We start from the raw sequence: 21,521 nt of genomic DNA, 5'->3' as shown, positions 1-21,521 counted from the left end.
CAGATCCTTCTGAATTACCACGAAAGCGTGACCGCAAGGGTATCGGTATAGGTTCCCGCCGGCTGGCCGCCGTTCAAATAGGCCGTAGCATAGATAGGCAGCGTGATCTGGTTGGCGTCGGCATAACTGATGGCGATATTTTGATTAACCGGGATTTCGCTGGCCGAACCAGAGACGGAATGGGTGAAAAGACGGTAAGCGACCGTATCGGTTCCCCCGGCGCGTAACAAATAACGGCTGTTGGCATAATGGCTACCGCCATCGATACTCATGCTCAATGTCGTCCCCGGGGTACAGGCGATGGTCAGCGCGCCGTTTTGCCTGAATGTCCCGTCGGCCGTGGAACCGCCGACCGAAGCAAGGCTGCCGAAATCCAGCGTGCCCATGATGCCGCTGCCCAAGACCTGACAGCCGGCCACTATTGTGGCGGCCACCTGGAATGTCTGGGTTGGCAACGCCCGGGCCTGGCCGGTACAAATGAGCAGCGCCGCGCCCAGATGGCGCAACGCGCTGGCAGAGGGTTTCATCACGCCGCTCTCTTCGCCTCCGCCGGTCAGTACACCACCTGGACGTTAATCACATCGCTATAGGTTCCTGCCGGAATGGCGGTATTGTTGTTGCCCTGGGTGATCCTGCCGTACACCGGATAAATATCGCCATTAACCGGATCGGGGGTGCCGGACGGGACCAGATTGATATTATTGGCGATGGGCGTGTTGTAGGCCGCGTCGTTGTATAGGGTATAGGCGATGCCTTGGGAACTATCGCTGCTTGAGACCATAAAACGCGAGTTATTGGTTTGCGTACCGTACACGTTACTCGGCGAGCTATTGCTACCGGTAATTTGTACGGTATAAGTGGCGCCATCGGTGCAGCGGATACGAATACCGCTACCGGTGGCCCCGGTCAGCGTGGCGCTAATCGTATCGAACGTGGCGGGATGGGTACCGAAATCCAGCGTTCCGAAGTTGGCATTGCTGGTGGCGGCATTACCATTTATCAGACAACCATTAGTGAGCGTCAGCGTGGCGTTGATGGTGCCCTGCGTGGTTGTCGCGCGCGCCGCGCCCATGACCAGACCTATCAGCGCCCATCCCAGGATGGCGAGTCTTTTATTCATGATATTTCCTTCGAGAATACGGCCTCCTATGCCGCGCTGGCCTATACCGGCGCCGTTATCGGGCGTGTTGCCCGTTTGCCGGCGGCGTCTGATAGGCTTTCTGAAACATCTTTGAAGCATAGTTAGAAATGGCCGGGCTACATAATGACAGCGGGTTAAAACACTATTCCCGATTCTGGCAATCGCCGGAGCCGGCGATGGGAAACGGGCGCGGGATAGCGGCTTCAGGTCCGCCGGCGCTGCTGCCGGCGCGCGCTGGCCAGGCACCACAACGGAAAGGGTAGGGTCACCAGTAACAACAGCCACAGGAGGGAATATACCGCGTCGATGCCGTCATTTTGTAAATTGATATAAAGTTTAACCGGGATGCCCTGCGGAAAATAAGAGAACACCAGTACGATGCCGAACTCGCCGATCACCCTCACCCAGGCGATAGCCACGCCGGTGGCCAATCCCCGGCGGGCCAGGGGAAGGGTCAGGCGGAACAGGATTTGCCACGCGGGAGCGCCCAATACTTTCGCCGCTTCCTCCACCTCCGGCGAAACCGACTCGAATGCCGTGCGGGCCGAAATCACATAATAGGGCAGCGCGCCGTAGATCTGGGCCAAAACAAAAGCGCCGGCATTGTTGGTCAGCGACAGGCCCAGCCGGGCGACGATGCTCCCCAACGGCCCGTAGGGCCCATAGGCCGAGACCAGCAAAATTCCCAGCGCCAGGGGCGGCGTCAACAAGGGAATTAACACCAGTATTTCAATCCAATGGCGCATGGGGGAGGCGGTTCTCGCCAGCCACAGCGCCAGCGGCGTACCCAACAGCAGGATAAGCGGTATGGAAACGCCGCTTAACCCCAGCGATGTCGCCACCGCCCCCCAATCGCCGTAGGCAAGATGAAACCCGTGCCATGGCGTGACGCCAATCAGGGTAATAAACGGCAGCGCCAGCAACAGTATCGCCGGCACCGCGAGCCAACGGGACAACATCAGACCGCTACAGTATCAATGATAAAGCGCTCCGCCTTTCGGTTGTCCGTAGCCGTTTTGCTTAAACAGCGCCTGGCCGGCAGGGCTTTGCATATAAGAGACGAACTTTTTGGCAAGAACCGGATCCGGCGCGTTATTCAGTACCGCGGCATAAAATACCAACGGCTGGGTTTTCAGCGTTTTTTCCTTGCCGGACGCGTCGCGTACCTGGAAGCTGACCTTGTCGTACCATTTTTTGGCCATGTCCGGATTGCTGAGATTGATCTCGTCGGGCAGGATCACATAGGGCAATTTAGAGGAAAGGGTCGCGCTTTCGTAACCAGAGGCCGCGTCCACCTGCCCGGCTTCCAGGCGGGTCAACAGTCCGCCTTCGGCGAAGACCTGTTTCGGATTCTGAACATCGCCCAAAACCTTATGCGCCAGGCCGGGCTGATGGTAATACAGCTCCGCCAGCTTCATGGTGAAAATAATATTCTGTCCTTGCGGATCGCTGACCGGATCGGTACGCCCGAAGGTCAGGCCGGGGGATTGCAAGACCTTCCACCAGGGCGCGGCGCCGGGTTCGCCTTTGCGGGCGGCGTCGAATGCCGGCGCGAATTTGCTTTTCGGGTTATAGGCGATGACCATGCGGGTACTGGCGACCGGCACCGCATCGTTGATTAAGCCGGCCTGTTTGAGAATGTCCATCGGCCCCGGGGTTATGGAAACGAACACGTCGGCGACCACCTTCTTCGACGCCAGCAGACGCGCCATGCCGTAAGCGCCTTGTCCCTGTCCCTGATAAGCGGCGTGTTGCGCGTCGGCAAACGCCGGGCCGAGATGTTTGTCCATGACCACGCCCATAGAGCCGGCGTAAGTGACTTTGATATCCTGTGCCGCCTGGACGGACAGGCTGGTTATTGCGCCTAATGTGCAAAATAACATTGCCGAAAGGTATTTTCTGTTCATTGTTCTCATCTACCGTTATATAAAAAGTTACATAACAATAGCGGTTGAAAAATTAAAAATGCAAGAGAAAAAAACTGACAAAATATTAATGATGATCTTCATATTATGCGAAGATGTTCTCCAGCTTGTCCTGAAATGACGCAAACAATGCCTATTCAACGTGACAGGAGTACCAGATGCTTACATCAGCCAGAAATCAGTTTTCAGGTACCGTGACCGCGATCACCGCCGGCGCGGTGAATGACGAAATTGAAATGACCTTGCCCAACGGCCGAACCTTGATCGCCACCATCACGCGCAACAGCGTGCAAAACCTGAATCTGCGCCAGGGCGGCGAGGCTATCGCCTTTATCAAGGCGCCGTGGGTTATTCTGACCCGCGCCGATAACGGCCTGCGCTTTTCGGCCCGCAATCAGTTCCCCGGTATAGTGACGGCCATTACCCAGGGCGCAATCAATAGCGAAATCACGGTAAAGGTCGACCCGGACCTCTCGCTGGTATCGGTCATCACCAATGAAAGCGTCAATGGCCTGCATTTACGGGAAGGCGATGCGGTGACGGCACTGGTCAAAGCGTCAAGCATCGTTATCGCGACCCGCGCCTGATTTGCCCATCAGACGGGCTGCAAGGTGACCTTGATATCCGCCGGTTGCGCGTAATAGGGCATTGAGGTGACCGCCAGTCGGACGCCGGTGGCGGCATATTCGGCGATATTATCGACATTGATGCCGCCGGCGACGGCAATCCGGCAATCCGGGGCGCAGGCGGCGGCCAATGCCAGGATTTTGCTGACCGCCGTGGGGGAAAACTTGTCCAGTTGCAGCATATCGGGCTTGGCGCGCAGGGCCGCTTCCGCTTCTCGCTCGTTATCCGCCTCCACCGCGATTAACCGGTCCGGCGCGTTGCGGCGCAAGGTCAGGATATGCCCCCGCCAATCCGCCGGATCGGCGCGAAAGCGGCGATGATTGGTAAACAGCATCAGGCTGTCGGCGGTGCCGACCCGGTGTAGGGTACCGCCGCCATCCAATACCGTGGCCAACGCCAGATTCTTGGTGCCGGGAATGGTCTTGCGGGTACAAGCGATACGCATCTCGCCGTTGATTTTTTGCGCGCGGCTCACCAGTTCGTGCGTGGCGTGAGCCACGCCGCAACACCATTCCAGAATGTTTTGCGCCGCTTTCCAGCCCTGATGCAGTTTTTCCGCCGTCCCGGTAGCGGTCAGCAGCGTCTCTCCGTCCGCGGCCAGACCGCCGTCCACCGACCGGACGTCGACTTGCAACGCCAAACGCGCCAGCAGTCGGGCGGCGACGGCAACCCCGCTGATTTTGCCCGCCCGGCGACGGGCGAACGCCATTGTGCCATGTTGCCCGCCGATACCCAGGGCGCGGGTGGTGATATCGCCGTAGCGAACATCTTCAAGCAGTAAACAATCCAGTTCGTGATCGGAGAGATAAATCATGGTGAATCCTCAACGTGGCGGCCGGGCATTGCGCCGGCAACGCAAATGGATAACAACGGCCGGGATATGGCCGACGGATCATGTCGCTATCATATACCCGCCATACCCCCCGTTGCTTCTTTTGTACCCCCGGGAACCTATCCCATTAGGGCGATTTCCCTTGCCATTTTCGCCCCGGGTCATGTTCGACATCCTCACCTACCCCGTGTACGCGCCGGTTTCCGCGCGCGGCGATGTGCGGTATTCAGTGTATTCCTCCGCGTTTGCTAAAAAAACACCGTCAAGAACGATTAGCCAATATGAAAGTTCCTGGATGTACTAAATCGTTAGCCGTCACAGAGCTGCGTCAGAGAACATTATGGTCTCTCGATTGAAATTTTTTGCCGAATATTTTTAGCTAATACAAGTAATAAGGCGTTAATGACAGTGCTATTCCGGCAGCGTGGCTTAATTTGATTTTGGGTCGGGAGATTTTTGGCATAGGGCTTGCTGTATTTGACCTTGGATAATTCACGTTGCTGCACGGCGGTTAATGCGAACCGCCAACCCAATGGCAACCTGAACTATGACGGGACAATGGCAAAAACAGGGCAATGAGATTAAGTGTTATTCTCTAAGAGGAGTTATTTATCGTGACGCGTAAACTGGCAATCTATGGTAAGGGCGGTATCGGCAAATCCACCACCACGCAGAATACGGCGGCGGCATTGGCTTATTACCATAATAAAAAGGTTTTTATACATGGCTGTGATCCCAAGGCCGATTCTACCCGACTTATTTTGGGGGGGAAGCCGCAAGAGACATTAATGGATGTTCTGCGCGACCAGGGAGCGGAAAAAATCACTAATGAAATGGTGGTGAAAACCGGGTTTCAGAACATTCGCTGCGTGGAATCGGGCGGGCCGGAACCGGGCGTTGGTTGCGCGGGCCGCGGTGTGATTACCGCTATCGATCTGATGGAAAATAATAAGGCCTATAGCGACGATCTTGACTTCATTTTTTTCGACGTATTGGGCGATGTGGTGTGCGGCGGTTTTGCCATGCCGATCCGCGACGGCAAGGCGCAGGAAGTTTATATTGTGGCTTCGGGTGAAATGATGGCGATTTATGCGGCCAATAATATCTGTAAGGGGCTGGTAAAGTATGCCAAACAGAGTGGGGTGCGTCTGGGCGGTATTATTTGCAATAGCCGGAAGGTGGACGGTGAACGTGAATTTCTTGAAGAGTTTACTGCGGCGATTGGCACCAAAATGATTCACTTCGTCCCACGGGACAATATTGTACAGAAAGCGGAATTCAATAAAAAAACCGTTACGGAATTCGATCCGAATGCCGACCAGGCAAAAGAATACAGCGAGTTGGGACGTAAAATTGTCGAAAATACCGATTTCGTTATTCCCAAACCGTTATCAATGGATCAATTGGAAGCCATGGTCGTGAAATACGGCCTGTCCGATTAAGTCCGCCATTGCGCGATACATCAAGGCAGCGAGGTAATCACCATGCCGTACCATGAGTTTGATTGCAGCAAATGTATACCCGAGCGGAAACAGCACGCGGTGGTCAAAGGCGCCGATGAGGATCTGACCTCCGCCTTGCCGCTCGGTTATCTGAATACCATCCCCGGCACTATCTCGGAACGCGGCTGCGCCTATTGCGGCGCCAAGCACGTCATCGGTACGCCGATGAAAGACGTTATCCATATTAGTCATGGCCCGGTGGGCTGTACTTACGACACCTGGCAAACCAAGCGCTACATTAGCGATAACGATAACTTCCAGTTGAAATATACCTTTGCCACCGACATGAAGGAAAAGCACATCGTGTTCGGCGCGGAGGGCATGCTGAAAAAAAATATTATCGAAGCGTTTAAAGCGCATCCGACGATCAAGCGCATGACCATTTACCAAACGTGCGCTTCCGCCCTGATTGGCGACGATATCGCGGCGGTGGCCCAGGAGGTGATGGATGAAATGCCGGACGTGGATATTTTCGTCTGTAACTCCCCCGGTTTCGCCGGCCCCAGCCAGTCCGGCGGGCACCATAAAATCAATATCGCCTGGGTAAACCAAAAAGTCGGCACCGTCGAGCCGAAAATCACTAGCGACTACGTCATTAATTATGTGGGCGAGTACAACATCCAGGGCGATCAGGAAGTGATGACCGATTACTTCAAACGCATGGGGATTCAGGTGCTGTCCACTTTTACCGGCAACGGCTCCTACGATGATTTGCGCGCCATGCACCGCGCGCACCTCAACGTGCTGGAGTGCGCCCGTTCGGCGGAATACATCTGCAACGAGCTGCGCGTGCGCTACGGTATTCCCCGCTTGGATATCGACGGTTTCGGTTTCGGGCCCTTGTCCGATTCGCTGCGCAAAATCGGTTTGTTTTTCGGTATCGAGGCGCGGGCGAAGGCCATTATCGACGAAGAAATCGCCCGTTGGCAGCCGGAGCTGGAGTGGTACAAGGCGCGGTTGAAAGGCAAGAAGGTCTGTCTGTGGCCGGGCGGCTCCAAACTTTGGCACTGGGCTCATGTCATCCACGAAGAAATGGGTGTGGAAGTGGTGTCGGTCTATACCAAATTCGGCCACCAGGGTGATATGGAAAAAGGCATCGCCCGTTGCGAGGCCGGCGCGTTGGCCATTGATGACCCCAACGAGCTGGAAGGACTGGAGGCCATGCGCAAGTTGCAGCCTGACGTGATCTTTACCGGCAAACGGCCGGGCGAAGTGGCGAAAAAGATCCGGGTTCCTTATTTGAATGCCCATGCCTACCATAACGGCCCTTATAAAGGGTTCGAAGGGTGGGTGCGCTTCGCCCGCGACATTTACAACGCCATCTATTCACCCATCCACCGTCTGGCGCTGCTGGATATCAGCAAAGACGAGATTCCCGCCGACATCGGTTTCGCCACCCGGACCATGCTGTCGGACGGCGAACTGGATCCGGCGATCGTCGCATCGACAACGCTCAGGCCTTACAGCGGCGGCTTCGATAGCCTGTCGAAATTGCGCGAGCGCGAGTACCCGCAGTGGGAATCCATGAAAGCGGCCGGCTAGGAGGGAATGATGGAAACGACTGAACAACGGGTCGAGGCGATGATCGACTACATCATGAAAAATTGCCTGTGGCAATTCCATTCGCGGGCCTGGGACCGGGAAAAACAGAATGCCGGCATTCTCACCATGACCATGCGGCTGCTATGCGACGAACCGGTGGAATTAACCACGCCGGCGGATCGCTGTTATTGGGTGGATGCCGTTGTATTGGCCGAGACGTACCGCACCCGGTTCGACTGGCTGAACGCCATGGCAAAGGACGATATCAAAACGTTGATGCAGGCGGTGCATGAACGTCTCGATTATCTGACGATCACCGGTTCGCTGAATGCCGAGCTAACCGATCCGCACTATTAGCGAGTATGTAGGGGAAAAATCATGTCTTGTGAACTGATGGCGAAAGAGCGCGTTGGCGTTATCAATCCCATATTTACCTGCCAGCCGGCCGGCGCGCAGTACGCCAGTATCGGCATCAAGGATTGCATCGGCATCGTGCATGGCGGGCAGGGATGCGTCATGTTTGTCCGCCTGCTGATCTCCCAGCATCTCAAGGAGAGCTTCGAGATCGCCTCGTCTTCGGTGCACGAGGACGGCGCGGTATTCGGGGCGCTGGACCGGGTGGAAAAGGCGGTGGATGTCCTGCTGATGCGTTATCCGCACGTTAAGGTGATTCCGATCATTACCACCTGCTCTACCGAGGTCATCGGCGACGATATTGATGGCGCGGTCATGAAGTTGAACAACGGCTTGCTGAAGGAAAAATATCCCGGGCGCGAAGTGCATCTGATTCCGGTTCATACGCCCAGCTTTGTCGGCAGCATGGTGACCGGTTATGACCTGGCCGTGCGGGACTTCGTGAAGCATTTCGCCCAAAAAAGCCAACCCAATGGCAAAATCAACCTCGTCACCGGCTGGGTTAATCCAGGGGACGTTACGGCCCTTAAGCATTTGCTGGCCGCCATGGACATCAAGGCGACGGTGTTGTTCGAGATCGAAAATTTCGACTCGCCGCTAATGCCTTACGGCAACACGGTTTCCCACGGCAACACCACCATTGAGGATTTGACCGGCACCGCAAACGCCATGGCGACTATCGCCCTGAACCGTTATGAGGGACGCAAGGCGGCCGACTACCTGGAGAGTGAATTCGGCGTGCCGGCGATAATCGGCCCCACGCCTATCGGCATCCGTAACACGGACACGTTCTTGCGCAATCTCAAGACACTCACCGGCAAGCCCATTCCCGAGTCGCTGGTGCGCGAGCGGGGCATCGCTCTGGACGCCTTAACCGATTTGGTGCATATGTTTCTGGCGGACAAACGGGTGGCCATTTATGGCAATCCCGATTTGGTTATCGGTCTGGCGGAGTTTTGCCTGGATATGGAAATGAAGCCCGTCTTGCTGCTGCTGGGGGACGACAACCCGCAATACGCGTCGGATCCGCGTATTGAGGCGCTCCGGGCGCATGTGACCGACGATATGGACATCGTGACCAACGCCGACTTATGGGAACTGGAAAAACGCATCACCCAGGACGGATTGCAATTGGATTTGATTCTCGGCCATTCCAAGGGACGGTTTACGGCCATCGACAACCAGATCCCCATGGTGCGGGTCGGATTTCCCACTTATGACCGGGCGGGATCCTATCGCCACCCGGTTGTGGGCTATGCCGGCGCCATCTGGTTGGCGGAACAAATGGCCAATGCCTTGTTTACCGATATGGAATACAAGAAAAACAAGGAATGGCTGCTGAACGTCTGGTAAGACGCCGCCGGCCCGCTCCGGCGTGACCGGGGCGGGCGGGGACGGCGGATCGCCGGACGCCGGGGCGTCCGGCAACGTTGTTGCGAGGAGAGAGTGTATGTCCCGTTTATTGTTTGAGAACGATCGGCAGAAATTCATCCGGCTTACCCGGGACGCCCGGGGCTATCACCGGCGGGCGCAATTGTTCGCCGAACAAGCGCAATCCGTCGGCCTCATCTTTAATGTGGCATCGCTGGCGGTGGAATGTTATCTGATTGCGTTATGCGCCTGGTACGGCAGCATGCCGTTCAACCACAACTACGGCAGCCTGATGGATACCGCCGGCGAGGTAATGAAATTCGAACCGCAACTGGAGCGCGATATCCGGGCGCTGGACGAGATTTTCGGCATCTGTTCCCTGGAAAACTACCATCATGGGACTCCCGGCGAACAGGATGCCAGCCATATTCTTACCCTTTGCCGGTCTTTGGCGGAGCTGGTTCAGGCTCTGGAAAATCACGGCGCGCCCTCCAAATAGCGAGAACATTATGCAGTCCGAGAACATTATGCAGTCGACGACAAGCCATTCCCTGCCGGGACATCCCCATGGCGAGATGCGCCGCGATGAGCGGGAAATAACCGACCGGCGGGAAATCGAAGACATCCTCGCCGCCAATCGGGTGATGTACCTCGCCCTGGCGGATAATGATGTGCCCTTTCTGGTGCCGGTGTTTTATGCCTGGGACGGCGCGGCATTGTATTTTCACTCGGCCAGGGCGGGGAGTAAGGTGGCTATCCTCAAACGCAACCACCGGGTCTGTTTTGCGGTTTCCACCGATCATGGCGTGGTGGAAGACGACATCGTCTGTAATTTCGAGGCCAGACACCGGACGGTGATCGGCCTGGGTCAGGCGGTCTTCATTGAAGACGAGCAAGAAAAAATTGCCGCGCTGCATCGGATTGTCGCCCGCTTCAGCGATAAAACCTGGCAATTGGCGCCGTCCAAGGTGCGGGCCACGCTGGTGGTGCGCATCGACATTGAATCCTTAAAGGGGAAAAAGCACGGATTTTGACTATTCCCGTCATGCTGCAAGGATGCGACTCGACGTATTCAGGGTATCGACGGTGCCTGTCCGGCTGTTTCGCCGGATACAGGCGCCGGCTTGCGGAGGGGAACGATGAAAATTGCGGTATTTATCGACGCGGCCGGCGAGACGGCCGCGCTGTTCCAACCGGGCCGGGTGCGCGTCTATGATTCCCTGCCGGACGGCTGGCGACCGGAGCGGGATATCCCGTTCAGTTTGGATGCGGGGATGGGACTGGCGGAAATCCGCGCCCGGACATTAACCATGCTGGAAGCGCTGGCCGGCTGTCGCCATTTTGTCGCCCGCGCCATCCATGGGGCGCTGTTGTCCTATTTTGACGGTATGGGCATCGCCATGTGGCGGCATGCCGGCGATCCGTTGGCGGTGCTGCCGCATATTCGCCGCCAGGTTGAACAAAACGCGTCCCGGGAGGGATATTCCTCGCCGGCCGGGGAAGTTATTCGTCCCGCCGATGCGCCGGGAGAATATCGGCTGAATCTCATTGATGCGCTCCAGAGCGATAGCGCGCTCACGTCCAAACAGATACTGCGGCCGTTCCTGCGGCGTGGCGAATTCACGCGGCTGGACGTGTTGTGCGATCATGTGCCTAAATGGTTCCCGCGGGAATTACCGGCGCTGGGGGTGACCCTGACGACGGAACGATTGCCGGACGGCCGCTGCCGCGCGGCGCTGATCCGTTCGGCCTCCGACCAGACAGCGCCGGAGGCCGCGTCGTGCGAAACCGTACAATTGCGTTCGGGGATTGTCGAATAAGGTACAACAGGACTTGCGCGCGTACAAAACGCCGTGGCGAATGTCATTTCAAATCATGTCGTTATATATTTAATTATATAACGGATCCTGGCTCTCTATTTGCAACATGATCTTCCCAAGCCGTGTGGTGAACTTACCGGCACATCATTCCGGAGGAGAGAGGGTCATGAATCAAAATGTTAACCCGTCGATTGCGACCGGCGTCGGCCGGGCTTCCCTGGCGGTATCGTTATCGCGTATCTGCCGGTTGGGTGAATGCCGGTCGGCGTTACTGCCTTTGTTGTCGGAAGTGAGCAAAGTGGTCAGCCGCGAAGGGTCGCTGACCAAAACGCTCAAGCTGGTGCTGGAACTGATGCAGGAGCACCTGCAGGTCACCCGGGCGATGATTTCCCTTTACGATGCCAGTTGCGATCAGATTTTTATTCATGAAAGCCTTGGATTGTCGAAAGAAGAAAGCGAAAAAGGCGTTTATTACCCCGGCGAAGGCATTACCGGCAAAGTCGTGGAAAGCCGGCAACCGATTATCGTGCCGCTTATCGCCGATGAACCGTTGTTCCTGAACCGCACCGGCAGTTGGGATCGCCAGCGCGACAGCCATCTGTCGTTCATCTGCGTACCCATCATGCGCGGTATGAAAGTCATGGGCACCATTGGCGTCGAGCGCCTTTATAATAACCGGCAATTGCTGCAGCTTGATTTAGAGGTGCTGGCCGTTATCGCCACCACCATCGCCCAGGCGGTGGAGTTGCACTTGTTGGAGCGCGCCCATCATCAGATGCTCAAGGATCACCATGCGCTGCTTAAAAACGAACTGAAAGAGCAATTCAAGCCGGCGAATATTATCGGTAATTCCAAGGCGATGCAGTCCGTTTACCGGATGATCGACAAAGTCAGCCGCGCCCGTACGACGGTATTGATTCTGGGAGAAAGCGGCGTGGGTAAAGAACGGGTGGCCAGCGCCATTCATTATAACAGCAGCTGCGCAAGCGGCCCTTTCGTCAAGTTCAATTGCGCGTCGCTGCCGGAAAGCGTCATCGAAAGCGAATTGTTCGGCCATGAAAAGGGCGCGTTCACCGGCGCGGTGGCGCGCCGGGCCGGCCGGTTCGAAGAGGCGCATGGCGGGACGTTGTTTCTGGACGAAGTGGGCGAGCTGTCGCCGGCGGTGCAGGCCAAGTTGCTGCGGGTTATCCAGGAGCGGTGTTTCGAGCGGCTGGGCAGTAACGAATCCATCAAGGTCAATGTCCGTATTCTGGCGGCCACCCATTGTGATTTGTCCGACATGGTCGCCAAAGGCACTTTCCGGGAGGATCTGTTTTATCGCCTGAATGTCTTTCCCATCACGATTCCCCCCCTGCGCGAGCGGGGTAACGATATCCTGCTACTGGCCGAGCATTTTAATGTGCGGTTTGCCAAAGAGCAGCAGGTCGATGTACCGACGATTTCCACGCCGGCGCTGAATCTGTTACTCAACCATGACTGGCCGGGCAATGTGCGGGAACTGGAAAACCTGATGGAGCGGGCGGTACTGCTGGCGGAAGACGGCGTTATTCACAGTTATCATCTGCCCGCCGCTTTGCAGCCGGCCATGCTGGGCGAGCTGCAAGGCCAGGCGGGATTGGAGGCGCGCCTTTCGTTGATGGAGTACGAAATCATTGTCGATTCCCTGTCGCGCCATCAGGGCAATATGTCCAAAGCGGCCGCGCATCTGGGGCTGACCCGGCGAATGCTTGGCCTGCGCATGGCCAAATATCGCCTTAATTACAAAGATTATCGGTGCGCGGATCGCTATGGCCATTGATGCGTCGCCGCCGGCGACCGGCGGGCAGAATCAGGTCATGGTGCCACGGCCAAAGGGGCGGACGCGGCGTTGCCCCGCCGGGGGCGATCGTCCGCGACAAGGCCCATTCCGCCATGAGGTGGATAAGATCATCACCTGTTCGCCGGCCATGAAAGCGGTGATGGCGGCCGTGGCGCGGGTCGCGCCGACGTGTTCGACGGTGGTATTGCGCGGGGAACCGGGTACCGGCAAGGATGTTATCGCCCGGGCGATACATCAGATGTCGCCCCGGGCCGCCGGTCCCTTCGTCAAGCTCTGCTGCGACTACCAGGACCCCGCCGAAGTCCTGTTGGCGCTGTTTGGCAGCGAAGCGGGATTCGCAACCCCCGGCGGCCCCTATGCCGGTCAGATCGCGCGGGCCGAGGGCGGCACGCTGTTTATCAGTGAAATCGGCGGTTTCTCCCTGGCGCTGCAAAAGCGGCTATTTCATTTCCTGCAAGAGCAGATGTATCAGCCCCTGGGGGGCGGCGAATCGTTGCCCGCCGACGTGCGGATTATTTGCGCCACGGAAAAGAACCTGGAAAAAATGATGGTACAAGGCGAGCTATTGGCGGAACTGTATTACCGTATCCATATCGCCACAGTATCGCTGCCGCCGCTACGGGAAAGAAAAGAGGACATCCCGGCGCTGGCCGCCTACTTTTACGAGCGCTATAACCGCGTTAACGGCACCTGTCTGACCATCGACGAGGCAGCGCTGGCGCCGCTGTATTGCTGCCGATGGCCGGGCAATGTGCGCGATTTTGAAAATTGTCTGGAACATGCCGCTTTGCAGGCCGTTAATGATGCGGTTCGCCAATTGCCCTGCCTGACGGGCCGCTGTTTCCGTCAGCGGCTGAACCAACGGATCCTGGATCAGCAGACGATGCCGGCGGCAGCCAATGAGGCCGGCGCCCCGTTTGTGTCGGCCGCGGCCTGGCCGCCCATGCCGGCGCCCGATCGCCGCGCCGCAGGGCGGGCCGAGGCGTTTATCGCCGGCGACGACGCCCGGCGCCGGTTGATTGGGGCGCTGAAAAAAAGCGGCGGCGTCAAGGCCAAGGCCGCCCGTTTACTGAATATCACCCCGCGACAGCTTTACTACGCGCTCAAGAAATTGGATATCCAGGTGGATAAGTTCTAGTGGATACGCCCGGACAGCCCTGCCGCGGCCGGCAATGAAACCCGCCGCCGCGGGACGACGGTGCTTTCCGCGCCATGTTCAACGGCGCGCTATACCCGCAAGCCAGGATTGCCAGAATTGGCCGGCCGCCTCTTGCAACAGCGGCGCGTAACGCCGCCCGTCCTCCCTGAGCCGGACGACATCGATACCCGCGCCGGCCAGCTCGCAGGCATGACCGATATACCAGGACTCAAGCCCGGCGGCGGTCACTTCAAGGTGGCATTGAAAACCCAGCCCATGCTTGCCGAGCGTGAATACTTGATTGGCGTAGCGTTCGGATCCCGCCAGAAGACGGGCCCCCTCGGGGAGATCAAAGGTGTCGCCGTGCCAGTGCAGTACCCGGATTTGCCGTTCCAGCAGGGGGGTTAACGCCGGCAGTTCCCCGGCATCCGCGCCAGGCCGCAGCGCCGACCACCCAATCTCTTTGCCCGCCTGGCCGGGATAAACCCGCGAACCGGCCGCCGCCGCCATCAGTTGGGCGCCGAGGCAGATACCCAGTGTCGGCTGTGCTTGCGCCAGGCGTTGACGGATGAGACGGATCTCATGCATAAGAAAAGGATATGATGTTTGCTCATAAACCCCGATGGGCCCGCCAAGCACCACCACCAAATCATAGGCGCTGGATTCCAGCGTCGACCAGTCTATCCTGCTGGCGTCGGCCAGGGTGACGGAATATCCGTTTTCGGCCAGCACGGCGCCAAGCGAACCGAGGTCTTCAAAGGCCACATGGTATACCGCCAACACATTCGGCATCTTGTTCTCCCGACAAATAGGCTATCTATCTATACTCGTCATACTTCACGTTGCCTCTTTGTTGGCCGCACCCGCTCACCCCGGTCACGGAGTGAGCGATGCTCCTGGAGACTCGCTCACTTGCCGCCGCGATGCAACTCGACGTATTTAGAGTATATTATGTTGCCGTCGGCGCGCTGCGGCGTAGAGATAAACCAGAGCTTATACGCTAAATACTTTCCGTTGGCTACGAGGGACTGGGAACATCCAGCTGCTTTTCTTATGCGACGGGTAAGACGCAAGACATAGATAGTATGGCGTGAGAGGCAAAAGGGTGTTGATTTGCGAAACAACCTAATTGAATGACAGCATTTTAACCTGTTTTTAACCCCGATCTTTGGAACAACAGTTCATATATTAGCCATTCGGAAAGAAAGTTTTTTACTTTTCAAACAGTGATTATAACTGAAAATTTTCAGTAAATAAGCCTAATATCGCATTTTTTGCTAAAAACACCGTCATTATAGGGTAAATTGGTGTAAAATGCCGACGTTTATGTTCGTTTGTCGAATCTCACAAAATGTGTAAATCCCTATGGGTTATATTGACGTCTTGGCAAACAGTTGCAAAATTGAGAGCCTCGGAAGATAGGGGGGCAAGGGATCGTTGAAACGCGACCGCAGATTCGGCGTGTCGAATGACGCTTTTCTTCGGATAAGCCGGTTTATCATCACTCTCCTTTCTTTCGAAAGCCGCAAGGCGCACCGCACAGACCGCAGCCTTAAAAAAAACAGCGTCTGGCCGTAAACAACACACAACATCACATCACATATACGGAGCAAAATGATGACAATTTCTCTGACCAAATCAGGGATACTGAAGGTCGGCATTAGCCTGGCTGCTTTAGCTGTGGCGGCCAGCGTTCAGGCCAAGACCCTGGTTTATTGCTCGGAAGGCTCGCCGGAAGGGTTCAATCCGCAACTGTTTACATCGGGCACCACGTTTGACGCCAGTTCCGTACCCATCTACAACCGGCTGGTGGATTTCAAACTGGGCACCACGGAAGTCATTCCGAGCCTGGCGGAAAAATGGGAAATCAGCGCCGACGGTAAAACCTATACTTTCCATTTGCGCCACGGCGTCAAATGGCAACAAAGCAAGGATTTCAAGCCGACCCGCGATTTCAACGCCGATGATGTCATCTTCTCCTTTGAACGCATGCTGGACCCGAAAGCCCCCTATCATAAGGTTTCCGGCGGCAACTATGAATATTTCGACGGCATGGGCATGGGCGACATTATCGCCAGTATCGATAAAGTCGACGATTATACGGTGCGCTTCAATCTGACCCGTCCGGAAGCGCCGTTCCTGGCGGATATGGCCATGGACTTCGCCTCCATTTTGTCCGCCCAGTACGCCGATCAGATGATGAAAGCCGGCACGCCGGAAAAAGTTGACCTGGATCCCATCGGTACCGGTCCGTTCCAAATGCTGCAGTATCAGAAAGATTCCCGTATCCTGTACAAGGCGTTCGATAAATATTGGGGTCCCAAGCCGAAAATCGACCGCCTGGTCTTCTCCATCACGCCTGACGCCTCCGTTCGTTACGCCAAACTGCAGAAAAACGAATGCCAGGTCATGCCTTATCCCAATCCGGCCGATATCGCCAGCATGAAGAAGGATAAGAACATCACCCTGATGGAACAACCCGGCTTGAATGTGGGCTACCTGTCGTTCAATGTCGAGAAAAAGCCGCTGGATAACCTGAAAGTGCGCCAGGCGCTGACCATGGCGGTTAACAAAGCCGCCATCATTGATGCCGTGTATCAGGGCGCCGGCCAGGCGGCCAAGAATCTCTTGCCGCCTACCATGTGGGGCTACAACGATGCGGTGAAGGATTATCCCTACGATCCGGCCAAGGCCAAGGAATTGCTGAAAGAAGCCGGCTTCCCCAATGGTTTCACCATTGATTTGTGGGCGATGCCGGTACAACGGCCCTACAACCCCAACGCGCGTCGCATGGCGGAAATGATCCAGGCCGATTGGGCTAAGATCGGCGTCAAGGCCAAGATCGTCAGCTACGAGTGGGGCGAATATCTCAAACGCGCCAAAGCCGGTGAAGACCAGACCGTCATGATGGGCTGGACCGGCGATAATGGGGATCCGGACAACTTCCTGGCCACCCTGTTCAGTTGCGATGCCGCCAAAGACGGTTCCAACTATTCCAAATGGTGCTACAAGCCGTTCGACGACGTGATCCAACAAGCGCGCACGACATCGGATCAAGCCAAACGCGCCGAGCTATACAAACAAGCCCAGGTGATTATGCACGATCAAGCTCCGGCGTTGATCATCGCCCATTCAACGGTTTACGAACCGGTGCGTAAAGAAGTGAAAGGGTATGTGGTCGATCCGCTGGGTAAACACCACTTTGATAACGTATCTTTAGAGTAAAGGCCTTTTAGCCCCCCAAAACCCTTCAGGGAGTCCCCTCCGTTTCGGCGAGGGGACGGGAATGTTCTCCGATGCCGCATCGGAGAAGGTGTCGCGCCAGCGAGGCCAACGGGGGGATCCTGAAGATGTCCGCTTTAATAACCCGGTCGCCGCCAGCGGCCGGGTAAACTATATACAGAAACAGAGAGTTCGGACTATGTTGCAGTTCATACTCCGACGTCTGGGACTCGTTATCCCGACGTTTATTGGCATTACCCTGCTGACCTTCGCATTCGTCCATTTGATTCCCGGCGATCCGGTGTTGATCATGGCGGGCGAGCGTGGCATGTCCCCGGCGAGGCATGCGCAAATGCTGGCTCAGCTCGGTCTTGATAAGCCTTTATATCAGCAATATATCAATTATGTTATCGGCATTTTGCACGGTAATCTCGGCATTTCTCTCAACAGCCGCATACCGGTTTGGCAGGAATTTGTGCCCCGGTTCAAGGCGACGCTGGAATTGAGCATATGCGCGATGATTTTCGCGCTGGCCGTGGGTATTCCGGCCGGCGTGCTGGCTGCGGTCAAGCGCGGTTCGCTGTTCGATCACAGCGTGGTCAGTATTTCGCTGGCCGGTTATTCGATGCCGATCTTCTGGTGGGGCATGATGCTTATCATGCTGGTTTCAGTGCACTGGAATCTGACGCCGGTATCAGGCCGAATAAGCGATACGGTTTTTCTTGACGACTCCAAGCCGCTGACCGGCTTCTATCTGATCGATACGTTGATTTGGGGGGAGCCGGGTGATTTTATCGACGCGCTGGAACATATCATATTGCCGGCCATTGTGCTTGGCACCATCCCGCTGGCGGTGATTGTGCGCATGACCCGTTCCTCGATGCTCGAAGTGCTGAGCGAGGATTATATCCGTACCGCCCGCGCCAAGGGCCTGGGTCGTCTGCGGGTCATCGTCATCCATGCGCTGCGTAACGCGTTGCTGCCGGTGGTGACGGTGATCGGCCTGCAGGTCGGGACACTGTTGGCGGGCGCGATTTTGACCGAGACCATCTTTTCCTGGCCGGGTCTGGGCCGTTGGCTAATAGAAGGGCTGCAGCGCCGGGATTACCCGGTGGTGCAAGGCGGCGTGTTATTGGTGGCAATCCTGATTATTGTGGTGAACCTGCTGGTGGATGTGCTGTACGGCGTGGTTAATCCGCGTATACGCCACAAGAAATAGGGGAAGTAGAGAAAATGACTGAAGTTTCCGAGCCGGTAGCCGCCGGCGCACCCAAGCCCATGACGCCTTTGCAGGAGTTCTGGCATTATTTTCGGCGCAACAAAGGCGCGGTCATCGGCCTGGTGTATATCGTGCTGATGTTCACCATTGCCGCGGGTGCGGAGCTTATCGCGCCGCACGGTCCGGCCGAGCAGTTCCGCAGCGCCTTGTTGCGCCCGCCGGTCTGGATGGACGGCGGCAGTTGGAAATTCATTCTCGGCACCGATGATGTGGGCCGGGATATCCTGAGCCGCCTGATGTTCGGCGCTCGCCTGTCGCTGCTGGTGGGCTGCCTGGTGGTCTCCCTGTCGCTGATTCTCGGCGTGATTTTCGGCTTGCTGGCCGGGTATATCGGCGGTCTGGTGGATGTCGTTATCATGCGTCTGGTGGATATTATGCTGGCGCTGCCTAGTCTGCTGCTGGCCCTGGTGCTGGTGGCCATGTTCGGTCCCTCCATCGTTAACGCCTCGTTGGCGCTGACGTTTGTCGCGCTGCCCCATTATATCAGGCTCACCCGCGCGGCGGTGCTGGGCGAGGTGAACCGCGATTATGTCACGGCTTCCCGGGTGGCCGGCGCCGGCTCCATGAGGCAAATGTTCGTCAATATCCTGCCCAACTGTCTGGCGCCATTGATTGTGCAGGCGTCTATGGGGTTCTCCAACGCTATTCTGGATATGGCGGCGCTGGGGTTTTTGGGCATGGGCGCACAGCCGCCGACACCGGAATGGGGCACTATGCTTTCCGACGTGTTGCAGTTCGCCCAAAGCGCCTGGTGGGTGGTGACTTTCCCCGGCGTCACTATTCTGCTCACTGTTCTGGCCTTTAATTTAATGGGCGACGGGCTGCGCGATGCGCTCGACCCCAAACTCAAGCAGTAACGAGGACGCAATGGCGTTATTAACCATAGATAAACTTTCGGTGCATTTCGGCGATGAAGGAACGCCGTTTCGCGCCGTTGACCGCATCAGTTACCAGGTTGAACAAGGCCAGGTCGTGGGCATTGTCGGTGAATCCGGCTCCGGCAAGTCGGTGAGTTCGCTGGCCGTTATGGGCCTTATCGATTTTCCCGGCCGGGTGATGGCGGAAAATCTGGTGTTCAACGGACGGGATTTGCAGAAAATTTCCGCAGGCGAGCGTCGGCAATTGGTCGGCGCCGATATCGCCATGATCTTCCAGGATCCCATGACCAGCTTGAACCCTTGCTATACGGTGGGCTATCAGATTATGGAAGCCATTAAGGTGCATCAAGGCGGCAACCGCCGCACCCGCCGGCAGCGGGCCATCGATTTGCTCACCCAGGTGGGCATACCGGCGCCGGAATCACGCCTTGCCGTCTATCCGCATCAATTATCGGGCGGCATGAGCCAGCGGGTCATGATTGCCATGGCGATCGCCTGCCGGCCGAAATTGCTGATTGCCGACGAACCCACCACCGCGCTGGACGTCACTATCCAGGCGCAGATTATTGAGCTGTTGCTGGATTTACAGCGGCAGGAAAATATGGCGCTGGTGCTTATTACCCACGACTTGGCGCTGGTGGCGGAAGCGGCGCACCATATCATCGTCATGTACGCCGGCCAGGTTGTGGAAACCGGCAAGGCGTCGGAAATTTTCCGCGCGCCGCGCCATCCCTATACCCAGGCCTTGTTGCGCGCGCTGCCGGAATTCTCCGCCGACAAGTCTAGACTGGCCTCGCTGCCCGGCATGGTGCCCGGTAAGTATGATCGCCCCACCGGCTGTCTGCTTAATCCCCGCTGCCCCTATGCGAACGAACATTGCCGCAAAGTCGAGCCGGAATTGGCGACGTTAAGCGATCGTCAGTCGAAATGCCACTATCCGCTGGATGATGCGGGGAGACCCACCCGATGAGCGAAGCCGTTTACGATCCGAAAGCCACCGCCTTGCTGCACGCGGTGGATTTGAAAAAATACTATCCGGTGAAAAAGGGAATGTTCGCCAAGGAAACCATGGTGAAGGCCCTTGATGGCGTTTCTTTCACGCTGGAACGCGGCAAGACGCTGGCGGTGGTGGGGGAATCCGGTTGCGGTAAATCCACCTTGGGCCGATTACTGACCATGATCGAAACCCCCACCGAGGGCGAGCTGTATTATCTGGGGCAGGATTTGCTGAAACCGGACCGGACCGCGGAGCATTTGCGCCGGCAGAAAATTCAGATTGTGTTTCAGAACCCTTATGGCTCGCTGAACCCGCGTAAGAAGATAGGACAGATTCTGGAAGAGCCGCTGCGAATCAACACCAGCCTGAGCCGGGCCGAACGGCGCGAAAAAGCGTTGACGATGATGGCCAAGGTCGGTTTGCGCACCGAATATTATGAGCGGTACCCGCACATGTTTTCCGGCGGCCAGCGCCAGCGTATCGCCATCGCCCGCGGCTTGATGCTGGACCCGGATGTGGTCATTGCCGACGAGCCGGTATCCGCGCTCGATGTATCGGTACGGGCCCAGGTGCTGAACCTGATGATGGATTTGCAGCAGGATATGGGGTTGTCCTATGTCTTCATCTCCCATGATCTGTCGGTGGTTGAACACCTGGCCGACGAAGTGATGGTGATGTACCTGGGACGCTGCGTGGAAAAGGGCAGCAAATCAGCGATTTTCGATAATCCGCGCCACCCTTACACCCAGGCGCTGTTGTCGGCCACGCCGCGGTTGAATCCCGATTTGCGCCGCGAACGCATTAAACTGACCGGCGAATTGCCAAGCCCCTTGAGTCCGCCGCCGGGATGCGCTTTCAGTACCCGCTGTCGCCGCCGTTTCGGCGCTTGCACCGAATTGCAACCGCAATTAAAACGCTACGGTGAGCAACTGGTGGCCTGTTTCGCCGTCGATCAGGACGAACAGCAGCACACCAGGTAAGCGCCGGCTCCCGCTCGCCGCCGCCGGCCGGCGG

General features: G+C 56.9%; 21 protein-coding genes. 15 read left to right on the top strand and 6 right to left on the bottom strand.

Translation table 11 applies throughout. The features are described 5' to 3' along the window. Positions 1–14: 14 nt before the first annotated feature. The 4 genes from FCN80_RS07410 to FCN80_RS07395 all read right to left on the bottom strand — a co-directional run bounded on the left by FCN80_RS07410 (position 15) and on the right by FCN80_RS07395 (position 3,048). Complete coding sequence (locus FCN80_RS07410) at positions 15–527, bottom strand: Csu type fimbrial protein (RefSeq protein ID WP_136989587.1); 513 nt, start codon at positions 525–527, stop codon at positions 15–17. A gap of 26 nt (positions 528–553) precedes the next feature. Continuing rightward, the gene (locus FCN80_RS07405) at positions 554–1,120 is read right to left on the bottom strand and encodes a Csu type fimbrial protein (RefSeq protein ID WP_136989509.1); all 567 of its coding nucleotides are present in this window, start codon (positions 1,118–1,120) and stop codon (positions 554–556) included. 224 nt (positions 1,121–1,344) lie between these two features. Beyond that, complete coding sequence (locus FCN80_RS07400) at positions 1,345–2,100, bottom strand: molybdate ABC transporter permease subunit (protein ID WP_136989507.1); 756 nt, start codon at positions 2,098–2,100, stop codon at positions 1,345–1,347. Between the two features lie 15 nt (positions 2,101–2,115). Next, the gene (locus tag FCN80_RS07395; protein WP_136989505.1) at positions 2,116–3,048 is read right to left on the bottom strand and encodes an extracellular solute-binding protein; all 933 of its coding nucleotides are present in this window, start codon (positions 3,046–3,048) and stop codon (positions 2,116–2,118) included. A gap of 176 nt (positions 3,049–3,224) precedes the next feature. Here FCN80_RS07395 and FCN80_RS07390 point away from each other — a divergent pair, with 176 nt between their 5' ends. Then, positions 3,225–3,653, top strand: a complete 429-nt coding sequence (locus tag FCN80_RS07390) for a TOBE domain-containing protein (protein WP_136989504.1) — start codon at positions 3,225–3,227, stop codon at positions 3,651–3,653. An 8-nt stretch (positions 3,654–3,661) separates the two neighbouring features. On the opposite strand, the gene modD is transcribed toward FCN80_RS07390, so the two are convergent. Continuing rightward, positions 3,662–4,507 carry a ModD protein gene (gene modD, locus FCN80_RS07385; protein WP_136989502.1) on the bottom strand — a complete coding sequence of 282 codons (846 nt, stop codon included), beginning with the start codon at positions 4,505–4,507 and terminating at the stop codon, positions 3,662–3,664. Between the two features lie 632 nt (positions 4,508–5,139). Between modD and nifH the strand changes: the two genes are divergently transcribed. From nifH to FCN80_RS07340, 9 genes are all read left to right on the top strand, one after another. After that, positions 5,140–5,967 carry a nitrogenase iron protein gene (nifH, locus tag FCN80_RS07380; protein ID WP_136989500.1) on the top strand — a complete coding sequence of 276 codons (828 nt, stop codon included), beginning with the start codon at positions 5,140–5,142 and terminating at the stop codon, positions 5,965–5,967. A gap of 42 nt (positions 5,968–6,009) precedes the next feature. Further along, positions 6,010–7,569 carry a nitrogenase iron-iron protein, alpha chain gene (gene anfD / locus FCN80_RS07375; protein WP_136989498.1) on the top strand — a complete coding sequence of 520 codons (1,560 nt, stop codon included), beginning with the start codon at positions 6,010–6,012 and terminating at the stop codon, positions 7,567–7,569. A 6-nt stretch (positions 7,570–7,575) separates the two neighbouring features. Beyond that, a complete protein-coding gene (gene anfG, locus FCN80_RS07370) occupies positions 7,576–7,926 on the top strand; it encodes a Fe-only nitrogenase subunit delta (protein WP_136989496.1) in 351 nt (116 codons plus the stop codon). A 21-nt stretch (positions 7,927–7,947) separates the two neighbouring features. Next, on the top strand, positions 7,948–9,336 hold the full coding sequence (gene anfK, locus FCN80_RS07365) for a Fe-only nitrogenase subunit beta (RefSeq protein ID WP_136989494.1): 1,389 nt from the start codon (positions 7,948–7,950) through the stop codon (positions 9,334–9,336). Between the two features lie 97 nt (positions 9,337–9,433). Next, the gene (locus FCN80_RS07360) at positions 9,434–9,853 is read left to right on the top strand and encodes a hypothetical protein (RefSeq protein WP_136989492.1); all 420 of its coding nucleotides are present in this window, start codon (positions 9,434–9,436) and stop codon (positions 9,851–9,853) included. Between the two features lie 10 nt (positions 9,854–9,863). Continuing rightward, entirely contained in the window at positions 9,864–10,388 is a 525-nt protein-coding gene (locus tag FCN80_RS07355; protein ID WP_230492545.1) for a pyridoxamine 5'-phosphate oxidase family protein, read from the top strand. Positions 10,389–10,493: 105 nt separating this feature from the next. Then, positions 10,494–11,174 (top strand): Fe-only nitrogenase accessory protein AnfO, encoded by a 681-nt coding sequence (gene anfO, locus FCN80_RS07350; RefSeq protein ID WP_136989490.1) that lies wholly within the window; start codon positions 10,494–10,496, stop codon positions 11,172–11,174. A 166-nt stretch (positions 11,175–11,340) separates the two neighbouring features. Then, positions 11,341–12,972, top strand: coding sequence for a sigma 54-interacting transcriptional regulator (locus FCN80_RS07345; protein ID WP_136989488.1), 1,632 nt, complete (start codon positions 11,341–11,343; stop codon positions 12,970–12,972). Next, positions 12,962–14,131 (top strand): sigma 54-interacting transcriptional regulator, encoded by a 1,170-nt coding sequence (locus FCN80_RS07340; protein WP_136989486.1) that lies wholly within the window; start codon positions 12,962–12,964, stop codon positions 14,129–14,131. Before FCN80_RS07345 ends, FCN80_RS07340 begins: the two co-directional genes overlap by 11 nt. A 78-nt stretch (positions 14,132–14,209) precedes the next feature. On the opposite strand, the gene FCN80_RS07335 is transcribed toward FCN80_RS07340, so the two are convergent. Further along, positions 14,210–14,923: a glutamine amidotransferase gene (locus tag FCN80_RS07335; protein WP_136989484.1), complete on the bottom strand. Its 714-nt coding sequence runs from the start codon at positions 14,921–14,923 to the stop codon at positions 14,210–14,212. An 822-nt stretch (positions 14,924–15,745) separates the two neighbouring features. On the opposite strand from FCN80_RS07335, the gene dppA reads away from it, so the two are divergent. From dppA to dppF, 5 genes are all read left to right on the top strand, one after another. Then, on the top strand, positions 15,746–17,356 hold the full coding sequence (dppA, locus tag FCN80_RS07330) for a dipeptide ABC transporter periplasmic-binding protein DppA (protein WP_306767855.1): 1,611 nt from the start codon (positions 15,746–15,748) through the stop codon (positions 17,354–17,356). 196 nt (positions 17,357–17,552) lie between these two features. Continuing rightward, on the top strand, positions 17,553–18,572 hold the full coding sequence (dppB, locus tag FCN80_RS07325; RefSeq protein WP_136989482.1) for a dipeptide ABC transporter permease DppB: 1,020 nt from the start codon (positions 17,553–17,555) through the stop codon (positions 18,570–18,572). Between the two features lie 14 nt (positions 18,573–18,586). Beyond that, the gene (dppC, locus tag FCN80_RS07320) at positions 18,587–19,489 is read left to right on the top strand and encodes a dipeptide ABC transporter permease DppC (RefSeq protein ID WP_136989480.1); all 903 of its coding nucleotides are present in this window, start codon (positions 18,587–18,589) and stop codon (positions 19,487–19,489) included. 10 nt (positions 19,490–19,499) lie between these two features. Beyond that, entirely contained in the window at positions 19,500–20,480 is a 981-nt protein-coding gene (gene dppD / locus FCN80_RS07315) for a dipeptide ABC transporter ATP-binding protein (RefSeq protein WP_136989478.1), read from the top strand. Beyond that, on the top strand, positions 20,477–21,487 hold the full coding sequence (gene dppF / locus FCN80_RS07310) for a dipeptide ABC transporter ATP-binding subunit DppF (RefSeq protein ID WP_136989477.1): 1,011 nt from the start codon (positions 20,477–20,479) through the stop codon (positions 21,485–21,487). The genes dppD and dppF overlap by 4 nt, the downstream gene beginning before the upstream one ends. Positions 21,488–21,521 lie beyond the last annotated feature (34 nt).

The sequence above is a fragment of the Martelella alba genome, assembly GCF_005217455.1.
GTDB lineage: Bacteria > Pseudomonadota > Gammaproteobacteria > Enterobacterales > Enterobacteriaceae > Acerihabitans.
Note: the sequence above shows the minus strand (reverse complement) of the source record. Positions and strands in the feature narration are given on the sequence as shown.